Origin of the sequence: Pseudomonas sp. GD04091 (genome assembly GCF_029836165.1) — a bacterium.
Classification (GTDB): Bacteria; Pseudomonadota; Gammaproteobacteria; order Pseudomonadales; family Pseudomonadaceae; genus Aquipseudomonas.
In genome coordinates, this window is record NZ_JAOEBG010000001.1 from 102,852 (window position 1) to 116,629 (window position 13,778).

Sequence of the window (13,778 nt, forward strand, 5' to 3'; positions counted from 1 at the left end):
TTGAACAGGGGTTTGCAACTAGTAAATTTATCAGGGACCCGGCAAATGGCCAGAAACGACAAGGGGCTGCAAAGCAGCCCCTCGATCATTCTGGCAAACGTTCAACCCTTGGCGGCGGCCTTGGGCTTTTTCAGCAGGTGCGAAAACACCGCATGCAGGTCGTCCGAGGCGCTTTCCTCGTCAAGGTTGAGCTTGCTGTCGATATGGTCCATGTGATGCATCATCAGGCTCACTGCCTGCTCGGCATCACGCGCTTCGATGGCATCGATCAGTTGCATGTGCTCGTCATACGAACAGTGCGAACGGTTGCCGCTCTCGTACTGGGCGATGATCAGCGAGGTCTGTGATACCAGGCTGCGCTGGAAGCTCACCAGCGGCGCATTGCCAGCGGCTTCGGCCAGTTTGAGGTGGAATTCGCCGGAGAGGCGGATGCCGGCGCCACGGTCGCCACGCGAGAAGCTGTCGCGCTCCTCGCGGACCATCTGGCGCAGTTCGTTGAGTTGATCGAGGGTCGCGTGCTGCACGGCCAGCTCGGTGATGGCGCGCTCGACCATGCGCCGGGAGAAGAACACCTGGCGCGCTTCCTCGACGGTAGGGCTGGCCACCACGGCCCCGCGGTTGGGTCGCAGCAGCACCACGCTCTCGTGGGCCAGGCGCGACAGCGCGCGACGGATGATGGTGCGGCTGACGCCGAAGATCTCGCCCAGCGCTTCCTCGCTCAACTTGGTCCCCGGCGCCAGACGCTGCTCGAGGATCGCCTCGAAGATATGCGCATAGACGATGTCGTCCTGGGTACCACTGCGGCCGGCCTTGCCAGTACGCGCAGGTTTTTTCAGAGGTTGCAGCTGTTCGTTCATGGGCTCTCGAGCACGAAGGATCTGCCTGTCGGACCGTGACTGTAATACCTGTCAGCGGGGGGATGGCAAGTCCGGGAAGATGATGATGGGCCAAGGTATGGCGCCATTGTACACAGGCTGACCCGTTTCTGCAGATAGCCTTTAACCTATATAGCCGTTGTACGGCGGTTTGCGCGCACAAAAGATAAAACATTATTTGCATTATTTGTACACAAACGCATAATCCTGCGAGCAACTTCCTGACCCATAAGTCAACAAAATGGTCGGACGTCTGCCACACCCTCCCTCGCGAAGCCCCCAAGTGCGTTGGCTCAGGACCAGGCTTCGAACAACAAGAAAGACTTGAGGAGTACTCGCTGTGGAAAGCCGCAAATCCGAAGCACCTACGCTGGATCTCGCCCCACCGCTCGAAACGGGCTGGCTGGAACGGATTTTCAAACTCAAGCGACATGGCAGCACCGTCAGGACAGAGCTGATCGCCGGGGTGACCACCTTCATCACCATGGCCTACATCATCTTCGTCAACCCCAACATCATGGCCGACGCCGGTATCGACCACGGTGCGGCATTCGTCGCCACCTGCATCGCCGCCGCGCTCGGCTGCCTGCTGATGGGCCTGTACGCCAACTGGCCGGTGGGGCTGGCACCGGGCATGGGGCTCAACGCCTTCTTCACCTACACCGTGGTCGGGACCATGGGCTACACCTGGGAAACCGCGCTGGGGGCGGTGTTCGTCTCGGGCGTGCTGTTCATGTTCCTGACCGTATCGCGCGTGCGCGAGTGGCTGCTCAACAGCATCCCGGTGAGCCTGCGCCATGCCATGGGGGCCGGCGTCGGATTGTTCCTCGGGCTGATCGGCCTGAAGACGGCGGGCATCATCGTCGACAGCCCGGCCACCCTGGTCAAGCTGGGCTCGCTGCATGAACCCGGCCCGCTGCTGGCGGCACTGTGCTTCCTGCTGATCGCCATCCTCAGCTACAAACGCGTGTTCGGCGCGATCCTGATCAGCATCATCGGTGTCACCATGGTCGGCTGGGGCCTGGGCCTGGTGAAATTCGGCGGGGTGATGTCGATGCCGCCGAGCCTGGCACCGACCTGGATGGCCATGGACGTGGCCGGCGTGTTCAACGTCAGCATGATCAGCGTGGTACTGGCGTTCCTGTTCGTGCACATGTTCGACACCGCCGGCACGCTGATGGGCGTGGCGCAGCGCGCCAACCTGGTGGCGCCGGACGGGCGCATCGAGAACCTGTCGCGGGCGCTGAAGGCCGACAGTACCTCCAGCGTGTTCGGCGCCGTGGTCGGCGTGCCGCCCGTGACCAGCTACGTGGAAAGTGCCGCAGGTGTGGCGGCGGGCGGGCGTACCGGCCTGACCGCGGTGGTGGTCGGCGTGCTGTTCATCGCGGCGATGTTCTTCGCGCCGCTGGCGGGGATGATTCCGGCCTATGCCACCGCCGGCGCGCTGATCTATGTGGCGATGCTGATGATGGGCAGCATGGCGCACATCGATTGGGACGAAGCCACCGACAGCATCCCGGCGATCGTCACGGTGATCATGATGCCGCTGACCTTCTCCGTCGCCGACGGCATTGCCTTGGGCTTCATCAGCTACGTGGCGCTGAAGGCCGGGACCGGGAAGTTCAAGGAGATCTCGGCAAGTTTGTGGGTACTGTGCGTGATCTTCATCGCGAAGTTCATATTCCTCTAAGGCACTGAGAGACCAGGCTCCCGGGCCTGGTCACCTCGATCCTCAGTTACTGTCAGGCCAGCGATTGCAATGATGCCTATCAGTTCTGTCAGTTGACCGTCATCGACCTGCTCAACACACTCGAAGCCTGCCACTTCTCAGTCGACGAGGGACACAATGTCATCGATTCAGCGCCAGCAAGCCCTCCCGACCAGCCAAAACATCATCCCAACCGACAGCCTCGGTTCGTCTCTCGGCATTCTTGGACTCCCCTCTCGTTTGCGCTACACACCTTATGGTTTCAGCGCGCATCCGACAGGCAGCGGGCGATTGGCATTTATCGGTCAATATCTCGAGAGATCGACAAGTCACTACATCTTGGGTAATGGATATAGGTCATTCGCCCCGGCGCTGATGCGATTTCTGACGCCGGATGCCTGGAGCCCCTTCAATGCGGGCGGAATCAATAGCTATGCGTATTGCCAGGGCGATCCGATAAACCGCACCGACCCCAGTGGCCGTGCGCCTGAGAGAGCCAAATCGTATATCTCCGACGTAGCACGCGTGGTGGTCAATGCCTTGACCTCTGGTCCGGTCTCCGCCGATCAGTTCTCCCCCACACGCAAGGAAGTCGCGGAAAAAGCAAGCCGTGCGACGCTCTTCGGCAACGCGGTCATCGGTGTGAACCGAAACCTAGGAAGTCACGAGAACAACAATCTGCCCCCGGCAAAGGCAACAACGTACATAGAAGCCACACACAACGGGAAGAGCAATTCATACAACTTCTTTATATCGGCCTCGGAATGGGGAGGTGATTTCAAAAGAAGCAAAAGTGCCGATGCATGGGTCGGCATGACATTCAACCTTTTGGGGGGATTTTTCAGCGGCGTCGTAGATAAAGCCTTGTACAATACGGGCGATATTCTTCGTACTGGCGCCGGGGCGCAAGCATCTGGGCCGACGCCTCCCGAAACCAGGCGTGACATCATCCGGGAAACATAAAAAAAGCCCGCCAGTGTGAGGGCGGGCAAGGACCTACGAAGATTCTTCTAGCGACCAACTAGCTTCCACGATAGGTCGAATAGCTGTACGGCGAGATCAGCAGCGGCACGTGGTAGTGCTCCTGCTTCTCGTCGATACCGAAACGCAGCACGACCACGTCGAGAAACGCGGTATCCGGCAATGTCACACCACGAGCGCGGTAGTAGTCACCGGCGCTGAACTGCAATTGATAGACGCCGGTACGGTAATCGTCACCCTGCAGCAGCGGCGCATCGACGCGACCATCGCTGTTGGTCAGGGCAGTGTTCACCAGTTCCAGCTGCTGGCCTTCGACGCGGTACAACTCGACCTTGATCGAGCTGCCCGGGCAGCCATGCGCGGCGTCCAGTACGTGTGTGGTCAAACGTCCCATTTGCTTGTCGCCTCTTGTCATATGCGTGGGCAAAAAATACTCGGCAATCACCGGGCACGAAGCCTTCGGCGTGCGGGAATGACGCCATTAAGACAGTTTCGATTTAAATTGTACACAATTTTTTCTCCCCTCCCGAGCGACCCTGTTCGCTTAGCCCGTCAGTCGCAAAGACAGGCTCCATAAAGACACTCACGTCATTAAGCTGACCAACCAGGCAGGTTTCTTGCAAGCTATCCTCAAGCGACAAATGGGAAGAAATGCGGAAAAACAGGCTTACAAAAGATTTCAGAAGTTGTATACAATCAGCCCATCCGGTGGTGCGACATCCCGACGCGGCCTCGCCCCCTCCCGCACAAACGTACAAGAAGGAAGACTGCAGTGAGCGCTGACTACCCTCGCGACCTGATCGGTTACGGCAACAACCCACCTCATCCGCAATGGCCGGGGAATGCCCGCATTGCACTGTCCTTCGTGCTCAACTACGAGGAAGGTGGCGAGCGCAACGTCCTGCACGGCGACAAAGAGTCCGAAGCGTTCCTGTCTGAAATGGTCGCCGCCCAGCCGTTGCAGGGCGTGCGCAACATGAGCATGGAATCGCTCTACGAGTACGGCAGTCGCGCCGGCGTATGGCGCCTGCTCAAGCTGTTCAAGGACAGCGGTGTGCCGCTGACCATCTTCGCCGTGGCCATGGCCGCCCAGCGCCACCCCGACGTGATCCGCGCCATGGCCCAAGCCGGCCACGAGATCTGCAGCCACGGCTACCGCTGGATCGACTACCAGTACATGGATGAAGCACAAGAGCGCGAGCACATGCTCGAGGCCATCCGCATCCTCACCGAAATCACCGGCGAGCGCCCGCTGGGCTGGTACACCGGCCGCACCGGCCCGAACACCCGTCGCCTGGTGATGGAGGAAGGCGGCTTCCTCTACGACAGCGACACCTATGACGACGACCTGCCCTACTGGGAGCCGAACAACCCGACCGACAAGCCGCACCTGGTGATCCCCTACACCCTGGACACCAACGACATGCGCTTCACCCAGGTCCAGGGCTTCAACTGTGGCGAGCAGTTCTTCCAGTACCTGAAAGACGCCTTCGACGTGCTGTACGCCGAAGGCGCCGAGTCGCCCAAGATGCTTTCGATCGGCCTGCACTGCCGCCTGGTCGGCCGTCCGGCGCGCCTGGCCGCGCTCAAGCGCTTCGTCGACTACGCCAAGAGCCACGACCAGGTCTGGTTCGCCCGTCGCGTGGACATCGCCCGCCACTGGCACGCCACCCACCCGTACAAGAAAGAGACCGCCTGATGACCGCCTTCAAGACCCTCAAGCCCTCCACCCTCGAGCGCGCCGCTTTCGTCGCCGCCTTCGCCGACATCTACGAGCACTCGCCGTGGGTCGCCGAGAAGGCCTATGACCTGGGGCAGCTGGCCGAGCTGGACGAGATCGAGGCGCTGCACCAGCGCATGAGCGACATCCTCCTCAGTGCCAGCCACGCCGAGCAGTTGGCACTGATCAACGCTCACCCGGACCTGGCCGGCAAGGCCGCCGTCCAGGGCGAGCTGACCGAATCGAGCACCAACGAACAGGCCGGCGCCGGCATCCACCAGTGCACCGCCGAAGAGTTCGCCCGGTTCACCGAACTGAACGACGCCTACAAGGCCAAGTTCCAGTTCCCGTTCATCATGGCGGTCAAGGGCAGCAACCGACACCAGATCCTTGCCTCCTTCGAAAAGCGCATCCACAACGACCGGGATGCCGAGTTCAAGGAAGCCCTGGCGCAGATCAACCTGATCGCCCTGTTCCGCCTGCTGCAGCTTTGAGGGCTGCGTGCCCGCCTCGCCCGAGTGCGTGACGCGTCCGCACCCAGGGCCCGGCAGGCCGGTCCACCAGAATCCAGAACAACGAACATAGAAGAGATAACCGCATGCGCACCCTGATGATCGAGCCCCTGACCAAAGAAGCCTTCGCCCCCTTCGGTGACGTGATCGAAACCGACGGCAGCGACCACTTCATGATCAACAACGGCTCGACCATGCGCTTCCACAAGCTCGCCACGGTCGAGACCGCCGAGCCCGAAGACAAGGCGATCATCAGCATCTTCCGCGCCGACGCGCTGGACATGCCGCTGACCGTGCGCATGCTGGAACGCCATCCGCTGGGCAGCCAGGCTTTCATCCCGCTGCTCGGCAACCCCTTTCTGATCGTGGTCGCGCCCGTTGGCGATGCACCTGTATCAGGCTTGGTCCGTGCCTTCCGCAGTAATGGCAGGCAGGGCGTCAATTACCATCGCGGCGTCTGGCACCACCCGGTGCTGACGATCGAAAAGCGGGATGACTTCCTGGTGGTTGATCGCAGTGGTTCCGGCAACAACTGCGATGAGCATTACTTCCCCGAGGAACAGATGTTGATCCTCAATCCCCACCAATAAGAAAGGGTCGGTCATCGAAAAGGTGACTGGCGAGAGGTACATACTGTGGAAGCACACCTTCACGAATGGCTGAACCTGAGCATTCGCTGGGTTCACATGATCACCGGCGTGGCCTGGATCGGTGCATCGTTCTACTTTGTCTGGCTGGAGAACCACCTGAACCGAAGCAACCCGCGCGATGGGTTGTCGGGTGACCTCTGGGCCATTCACGGCGGTGGTATCTACCACCTGGAGAAATACAAGCTCGCACCGCCGAAAATGCCCGAGAACCTGCACTGGTTCAAATGGGAAGCCTACTTCACCTGGATGTCCGGGATCGCCTTGCTGTGCGTGGTGTTCTACTGGAACCCAAGCCTTTACCTGCTGGCGCCCGGCAGCACCCTGAGCGGTGCCGAAGGCGTGGCCATCGGTATCGGTTCGCTGGTTGCCGGCTGGTTCATCTACGACTTCCTGTGCGACTCGCCCCTGGGCAAGCAACCGGCCCTGCTGGGCGGCGTGCTGTTCGTGCTGATCATCGCCGCCTGCTGGGGCTTCAGCCTGGTGTTCAGCGGCCGTGGCGCCTACCTGCACACCGGCGCGATCATCGGCACCATCATGGTCGGCAACGTGTTCCGCATCATCATGCCGGCCCAGCGCCAGCTCGTGGCGGCGATCGAGAACAACCAGACCCCCGACCCGGTACTGCCGGCCAAGGGCCTGCTGCGTTCGCGCCACAACAACTACTTCACCCTGCCGGTGCTGTTCATCATGATCAGCAACCACTTCCCGAGCACCTACGGCAGCCAGTACAACTGGCTGATCCTGGCCGGGATCGCGGTGGCCGCGGTACTGATCCGTCACTACTTCAACACCCGCCACGACAGCAACAAGTACGCCTGGACCCTGCCCGTCGGCGCCCTGGCGATGATCTGCCTGGCCTACGTGACCGGCCCCAAGCCGCTGCCGACCGCCCCTGAGCAGGCCGCCGCGAAGGTCGAGTACCAGCCGCTGCCAGCCACCGCCGTAGGCGGCAAGACCGCCGCCGAGCTGCGTGCCGAAGAGGCCACCAAGGCTGCCGAAGCCCCCGCCGCAGTGCCGGCCGAGGCTACCGCCAAGGCGGCCACCGATGGTTTCGACAAGATCCACAACGTCATCCAGGAGCGCTGCACCGTGTGCCACTCGGCCAAGCCGACCAGCCCGCTGTTCAGCGCCGCACCTGGCGGCGTGATGTTCGACACCCCGCAGCAGATCCAGGCCCAGGCCGCGCGCATCCAGGCGCAGGCCGTCGCCAGCCAGATCATGCCGCTGGGCAACATCACCCAGATGACCGTTGAAGAGCGCAAGCTGGTCGGTGACTGGATCGCCAACGGCGCGCGCGTCAACTGATAAACCGCCCTTCGTGGTAGCGGGCTTGTCCCGCGATGAGGCCGGCACTGCCGGCCTCGATTACAAGCTCCAAGCAACAAGCAAGCATCGAGCGTACGTCTTCACGTGGGACCCCCAGCCTCCTTCACCGGAGCCTGCCACGTGAAGTCGCCCGCTTGGATCCGAGAATAAAAACAAAACTCGAGGTGCTGCATGTCCGAGTCACCCAAGGCGTACATTCCTGTTGCGCCGCCACGACAGCCCCTGCCCTTGTTCCAGCTGATCCTGGTGGGTCTGCAACACGTTCTGCTGATGTACGGCGGCGCCATCGCCGTGCCGCTGATCATCGGCCAGGCGGCGGGCCTGTCCCGCGAAGAAGTCGCCTTCCTGATCAACGCCGACCTGCTGGTCGCCGGCGTTGCCACCATCGTCCAATCCTTCGGTATCGGCCCTGTGGGCATCCGCATGCCCGTCATGATGGGTGCCAGCTTCGCCGCGGTCGGCAGCATGGTAGCCATGGCCGGCATGCCCGGCGTCGGCCTGCAGGGGATCTTCGGCGCGACCATCGCCGCCGGGTTCTTCGGCATGCTGATCGCGCCGTTCATGTCCAAGGTCGTGCGCTTCTTCCCACCGCTGGTGACCGGCACGGTCATCACCTCCATCGGCCTGTCGCTGTTCCCGGTGGCGGTCAACTGGGCCGGTGGTGGTCATGAAGCCGAAGCCTTCGGCGCACCGATCTACCTGATGGTCGCTGGCCTGGTGCTGGCGGTGATCCTGCTGATCAACCGCTTCATGCGTGGCTTCTGGGTCAACGTGTCGGTGCTGGTGGGCATGGGCCTGGGCTACATCCTCGCCGGCTCCATCGGCATGGTCGACCTCTCGGGCCTGAACGATGCTCCCTGGCTGCAGGTGGTCACCCCTCTGCACTTCGGCATGCCGACCTTCAGCCTGGCGCCGATCCTGTCGATGTGCCTGGTGGTGGTGATCATCTTCGTCGAGTCCACCGGCATGTTCCTGGCCCTGGGCAAGGTGACTGATCGCGAGGTAACGCCAGGGATGCTGCGTCGCGGCCTGCTGTGCGACGCGGGCGCATCGTTCATCGCCGGCTTCTTCAACACCTTCACCCACTCCTCCTTCGCCCAGAACATCGGCCTGGTGCAGATGACCGGGGTACGCTGCCGCTACGTCACGGTGATGGCTGGCGCCCTGCTGATCCTGCTCAGCCTGCTGCCCAAGGCGGCCTTCCTGATCGCCTCGATCCCGCCCGCGGTACTGGGCGGCGCGTCCATCGCCATGTTCGGCATGGTCACCGCCACCGGGATCAAGATCCTCCAGGAGGCGGACATCGCCGACCGGCGCAACCAGCTGCTGGTCGCGGTCAGCGTCGGTTTCGGCCTGATCCCGGTGGTGCGCCCGGAGTTCTTCGCACAGATGCCGCAGTGGATGGAACCGATCACCCACAGTGGCATCGCCATGGCCACCCTCAGCGCCCTGGTGCTGAACCTGCTGTTCAACATCCTCGGTGGCGCCGACCGCGCCGCGCACAACGACGCCTGCCACCAGCATTGAGTGACAAGGGGCGGCAGCACTTGCCGCCCTGCTCGACCCAAGCAGTAACCGTTGCACCGTCGGCCCGCCGGAATGGGCCGCCCGGGGCGCCTGCGCGCCGAAAAAGCCCTAACAAAAACAATAAGTCCGGGAATCACGACATGAAGCGCATCACCTCGTCCGTTCTGCTGGGCAGCAGCCTGCTGGCCACCCTCCCCGTCCACGCCGGCGAATGGCTGCAGTGGCACGGCGAAAGCCTGACCTACCTGTATGGCAAGGATTTCAAGGTCAACCCCGATATCCAGCAGACGATCACCTTCGAGCACGCCAACAAGTGGAAATACGGCGACACCTTCCTGTTCGTCGACAAGATCTTCTACAACGGCAAGGCCGACCCCGGCAAAGGGGTGACCACCTACTACGGTGAGTTCAGTCCACGTCTGTCGTTCGGCAAGATCTTCGATCGCAACCTGGCCTTCGGGCCGATCAAGGACGTGCTGCTGGCCATGACCTACGAGCGTGGCGAGGGTGATAACGAGGCCTACCTGATCGGCCCTGGCTTCGACCTCAATGTTCCCGGCTTCAACTACTTCACCCTGAACTTCTACGTGCGCAACACCGAAGGTAGCCGCCCCGGTGACAACGTCTGGCAGATCACCCCGGCCTGGTCCTACACGCTTCCCGTAGGCAAATCCGACATTCTGATCGACGGCTACATCGACTGGGTCGTCGACAACGACCAGACTCGCCGCGGTACCTACCACGCCAACCTGCAGTTCAACCCACAGGTCAAGTACGACCTCGGCAAGGCTCTGAACCTGGGCGCCAAGCAGCTCTACGTCGGCTTCGAATACAGCTACTGGAAGGACAAGTACGGTATCGACAGCCGCGGCAATGTCGACAGCAATCAGAGCGTCGCCAGTGCGCTGGTGAAGGTTCATTTCTGATAACCTGACCAAACGCCCAAGTTTGTAACACCGTGCTTCAGGACGGAGCACTTGAGGCCCAGCGCGCAAGCCAGTAATCTGCGCGCCCCTCGATCAGGGCAGGACGGATCCTGCCCGCGTTTACTGACCGCTCAGTCAATGAATTCGGGCGGTTGGCCGACGTGTTGCCAGCCAGAAATACCCATTTCATCTGTTCAGAAAGACGTCGAGCAGGACGGTTGTGCCCAACGCGGAAAAGTTGGCGCAGCTCTTGCCAAACAGCTGTGGCCAATTGAAAAAAGCTGACTCAAAAGACAAGAACAGCGCCCGAGCGCTGACAACAGATCCAATAAAGGGAGCGACACACGCAATGCGTACCATCAATAGCCTGATCCTCGCCGGGGGCCTGCTGGCCTGTGGCGCCAGCCAAGCCGGCGATCTGCTGCAATGGCAGAACAACAGCCTCACCTATCTGTGGGGCAAGAACTTCAAGGTCAACCCCGAGACCCAGCAGACCGTGACCTTCGAGCACGCCGATGCGTGGAAGTACGGCGACAACTTCTTCTTCTTCGACAAGATCTTCTACCAGGGCAAGAAGGACGCCAGCAACGGCCCCAATACCTACTACGGCGAGTTCAGCCCACGCCTGTCGTTCGGCAAGATCTTCGACCAGAAGCTCGAGTTCGGCCCGGTGAAGGATGTGCTGCTGGCCATGACCTACGAGTTCGGCGAGGGTGACACCGAGTCTTACCTGATCGGTCCCGGCTTCGACCTGAACATCCCGGGCTTCGACTACTTCCAGCTGAACTTCTACCAGCGCACCACCGACGGCAGCCGTGCGGGCGACAACGTCTGGCAGATCACACCGGTCTGGTCGTACACCATCCCGGTGGGTTCCTCCGACATCCTGATCGACGGTTTCATGGACTGGGTGGTCGACAACGACGAGAACCGTCGGGGCACCTATCAGGCGAACCTGCACTTCAACCCGCAGGTGAAGTACGACCTGGGCAAGGCGCTGCACCTGGGCGAGAAGCAGCTGTACGTGGGTATCGAGTACGACTACTGGAAGAACAAGTACGGCATCAAGGACAGCGATGCCTTCACCACCGATCAGAACACCATGAGCTTCCTGGTCAAGGTGCACTTCTGATCTGAGGCCAGTGTAAAGCCTGTAGGAGCGGCCTTGTGTCGCGAAAGGGCTGCGCAGCAGCCCCGGCGATTTTGCATGATGCCGAGATACTGGGGCCGCTTCGCGCCCCTTTCGCGGCACAAGACCGCTCCTACAGGCGAACCAGGGCAAGCCCCGGCCAGGCGCCTCAGTTTGCCGGTTTAACCGCCCGCCACACCTTGCCCGCGACAGCGACCACCGCCAGCACTACCGCCCCGGCGACAACCCCCGCCACACCATTGAGCAGCGCCCCGGTCAACGCCCCGCCCCGCCCTTCGCTGAACGCCTCGATGGCGTGATGCAGCGGCGCGATGCCATGCACCAGGATGCCGCCACCGACCAGGAACATGGCCGCGGTACCGATCACCGACAGGCTTTTCATCATGTACGGCGCAGCATGCAGGATGCCGTTACCCACCGCCCGGGCCAGGCTCGAAGCCTTTTGCGTCATCCACAGCCCCAGGTCGTCGAGCTTGACGATGCCTGCCACCAGGCCATAGACACCAATGGTCATGACCAGCGCGATGCCCGACAGCACGATGATCTGCTGGTTCAGCGGCGCATCGGCCACCGTGCCCAGGGTGATGGCGATGATCTCGGCGGAGAGGATGAAGTCGGTGCGCACCGCCCCCTTGATCTTGGTCTTCTCGTAAGCCACAAGGTCGATGTTCGCGTCGGCCACGGCTTCCTTGCGCGCCTCGTGCTGCGCCTGGTCCTCTGCCTGGCTGTGCAGGAACTTGTGCGCCAGCTTCTCGAAGCCCTCGAAGCACAGGTAGGCGCCCCCGACCATCAACAGCGGCGTCACCGCCCAGGGAATGAACGCGCTGATCAGCAATGCCGCCGGCACCAGGATCGCCTTGTTCACCAGCGAGCCCTTGGCCACCGCCCAGACCACCGGGAGTTCGCGTTCGGCGCGCACGCCAGTCACCTGCTGGGCATTGAGCGCCAGGTCATCGCCCAGCACCCCCGCAGTCTTCTTCGCCGCGACCTTGGTCATCACCGATACATCGTCCAGCACCGTGGCGATGTCATCGATCAGCACCAACAGACTGCTTCCTGCCATGTTCTTTAATCCAAAGGGTCGAAAAGCACGGATTCTAGCCGAAACCAGCTGCCTTGAGCGCTCATCCAGCCCGGTGCTACCATGCCCGATCCCTCTCAGAGGCGGTCAGACCACGAGGAAGATCCCCGACAATGAGCACCATTCGCGAGCGCAACAAGGAACTCATCCTGCGCGCGGCCAGTGAAGAATTCGCCGACAAGGGCTTCGCCGCCACCAAGACCAGCGACATCGCGGCCAAGGCCGGGCTGCCCAAGCCGAACGTCTACTACTACTTCAAGTCGAAGGAAAACCTCTACCGCGAGGTGCTCGAGAGCATCATCGCGCCGATCATGCAGGCCTCGACGCCGTTCAACGCCGACGGCGACCCCAAGGAGGTGCTGAGCGCGTACATCCGCTCGAAGATCCGCATCTCCCGCGACCTGCCCCATGCCTCGAAAGTGTTCGCCAGTGAGATCATGCATGGCGCGCCGCACCTCTCGCCGCGGCAGGTCGAGCAGTTGAACGAACAGGCCCGGCACAACATCGAATGCATCCAGCGCTGGATCGAGCGCGGGCAGATCGCCCACGTCGATGCGCACCACCTGATGTTCAGCATCTGGGCGGCGACCCAGACCTACGCGGATTTCGACTGGCAGATCGCCGTGGTGACCGGCAAGACCAAGCTGGCCGACAGCGACTACGACGCCGCCGCCGAGACCATCATCCGCCTGGTGCTGAAGGGCTGCGAGCCCGAGGCGGCCTGACAGCGACTCCCACAGGCAGTGCACGATCCCTGTGGGAGCCGGCTTGCCGGCGATGGGCCGCACAGCGGCCCCCGGTAACTGAGCCTTAAGCCGCCACCCCGCCATCCGCCGTCAACCCCACGTCCTCGATCGCACTGATCGCGCACTGCTCGTCGATATCCGACGTATCTCCACTGATTCCCACCGAACCCAGCACCTTGCCGTCCCGATCGCGAATCAGCACCCCGCCCGGCACCGGCACCACCGGTCGCTCGCCCAGCCCGTTCAGCGCCGCGTAGAACGCCGGCCGCTGCTGCGAATCCAGCGCCAGCAGGCGCGAGCCCTTGCCCAGCGCCACCGCGCCCCAGGCCTTGCCGATCGCCACCTCCGGGCGCAGCAGGCTGGCGCCGTCCTCGCGCTGCAAGGCCAGCAAGTGCCCGCCCGCATCCAGCACCGCCACGGTCAAGGGCGCGGCGTTGATCTTGCGGCCTGCGGCGAGCGCGGCGTTCACCACGCCGACGGCGACTTTCAGGGTCAATGCGTTCATGAAAAGGTCCTCTTCTTGTTGTGAGAAGCCCAAAGGGCAATTGAAAACCAATAGACAGAATAGAACACAAT

14 protein-coding genes are annotated in these 13,778 nt (G+C 62.1%); 10 read left to right on the forward strand and 4 right to left on the reverse strand.

Annotated elements, in window-relative coordinates:
* Window positions 1-101: 101 nt before the first annotated feature.
* Window positions 102-857, reverse strand: coding sequence for a GntR family transcriptional regulator (locus N7422_RS00415; RefSeq protein ID WP_279804568.1), 756 nt, complete (start codon window positions 855-857; stop codon window positions 102-104).
* Window positions 858-1,215: 358 nt separating this feature from the next.
* Between N7422_RS00415 and N7422_RS00420 the strand changes: the two genes are divergently transcribed.
* Window positions 1,216-2,565, forward strand: coding sequence for an NCS2 family permease (locus tag N7422_RS00420; protein WP_279804569.1), 1,350 nt, complete (start codon window positions 1,216-1,218; stop codon window positions 2,563-2,565).
* A gap of 156 nt (window positions 2,566-2,721) precedes the next feature.
* A complete protein-coding gene (locus tag N7422_RS00425; protein WP_279804570.1) occupies window positions 2,722-3,546 on the forward strand; it encodes an RHS repeat-associated core domain-containing protein in 825 nt (274 codons plus the stop codon).
* A gap of 58 nt (window positions 3,547-3,604) precedes the next feature.
* Here N7422_RS00425 and uraH read toward each other — a convergent pair whose 3' ends face one another.
* Complete coding sequence (gene uraH / locus N7422_RS00430) at window positions 3,605-3,958, reverse strand: hydroxyisourate hydrolase (RefSeq protein WP_279804571.1); 354 nt, start codon at window positions 3,956-3,958, stop codon at window positions 3,605-3,607.
* Window positions 3,959-4,336: 378 nt separating this feature from the next.
* Here uraH and puuE point away from each other — a divergent pair, with 378 nt between their 5' ends.
* The 7 genes from puuE to N7422_RS00465 all read left to right on the forward strand — a co-directional run bounded on the left by puuE (window position 4,337) and on the right by N7422_RS00465 (window position 11,357).
* Entirely contained in the window at window positions 4,337-5,263 is a 927-nt protein-coding gene (gene puuE / locus N7422_RS00435; protein ID WP_279804572.1) for an allantoinase PuuE, read from the forward strand.
* On the forward strand, window positions 5,263-5,778 hold the full coding sequence (gene uraD / locus N7422_RS00440) for a 2-oxo-4-hydroxy-4-carboxy-5-ureidoimidazoline decarboxylase (protein WP_279804573.1): 516 nt from the start codon (window positions 5,263-5,265) through the stop codon (window positions 5,776-5,778). The genes puuE and uraD overlap by 1 nt, the downstream gene beginning before the upstream one ends.
* Before the next feature lie 104 nt (window positions 5,779-5,882).
* On the forward strand, window positions 5,883-6,386 hold the full coding sequence (locus N7422_RS00445) for an ureidoglycolate lyase (RefSeq protein ID WP_138220263.1): 504 nt from the start codon (window positions 5,883-5,885) through the stop codon (window positions 6,384-6,386).
* 45 nt (window positions 6,387-6,431) lie between these two features.
* Window positions 6,432-7,751: a urate hydroxylase PuuD gene (locus tag N7422_RS00450; RefSeq protein ID WP_279804576.1), complete on the forward strand. Its 1,320-nt coding sequence runs from the start codon at window positions 6,432-6,434 to the stop codon at window positions 7,749-7,751.
* Window positions 7,752-7,943: 192 nt separating this feature from the next.
* Window positions 7,944-9,299 (forward strand): nucleobase:cation symporter-2 family protein, encoded by a 1,356-nt coding sequence (locus tag N7422_RS00455; protein ID WP_279804577.1) that lies wholly within the window; start codon window positions 7,944-7,946, stop codon window positions 9,297-9,299.
* Between the two features lie 140 nt (window positions 9,300-9,439).
* Window positions 9,440-10,225, forward strand: coding sequence for an outer membrane protein OmpK (locus tag N7422_RS00460; protein ID WP_279804578.1), 786 nt, complete (start codon window positions 9,440-9,442; stop codon window positions 10,223-10,225).
* Window positions 10,226-10,574: 349 nt separating this feature from the next.
* Window positions 10,575-11,357: an outer membrane protein OmpK gene (locus N7422_RS00465; RefSeq protein WP_279804579.1), complete on the forward strand. Its 783-nt coding sequence runs from the start codon at window positions 10,575-10,577 to the stop codon at window positions 11,355-11,357.
* Window positions 11,358-11,523: 166 nt separating this feature from the next.
* Here the strand turns inward: N7422_RS00465 and N7422_RS00470 are convergent, their stop codons facing one another.
* Window positions 11,524-12,438, reverse strand: coding sequence for a DUF808 domain-containing protein (locus N7422_RS00470; protein ID WP_279804580.1), 915 nt, complete (start codon window positions 12,436-12,438; stop codon window positions 11,524-11,526).
* A 131-nt stretch (window positions 12,439-12,569) separates the two neighbouring features.
* On the opposite strand from N7422_RS00470, the gene N7422_RS00475 reads away from it, so the two are divergent.
* Entirely contained in the window at window positions 12,570-13,181 is a 612-nt protein-coding gene (locus tag N7422_RS00475; RefSeq protein ID WP_279804581.1) for a TetR/AcrR family transcriptional regulator, read from the forward strand.
* A gap of 85 nt (window positions 13,182-13,266) precedes the next feature.
* On the opposite strand, the gene N7422_RS00480 is transcribed toward N7422_RS00475, so the two are convergent.
* Window positions 13,267-13,707: a heme-binding protein gene (locus N7422_RS00480; protein ID WP_279804583.1), complete on the reverse strand. Its 441-nt coding sequence runs from the start codon at window positions 13,705-13,707 to the stop codon at window positions 13,267-13,269.
* Between the last annotated feature and the right edge of the window lie 71 nt (window positions 13,708-13,778).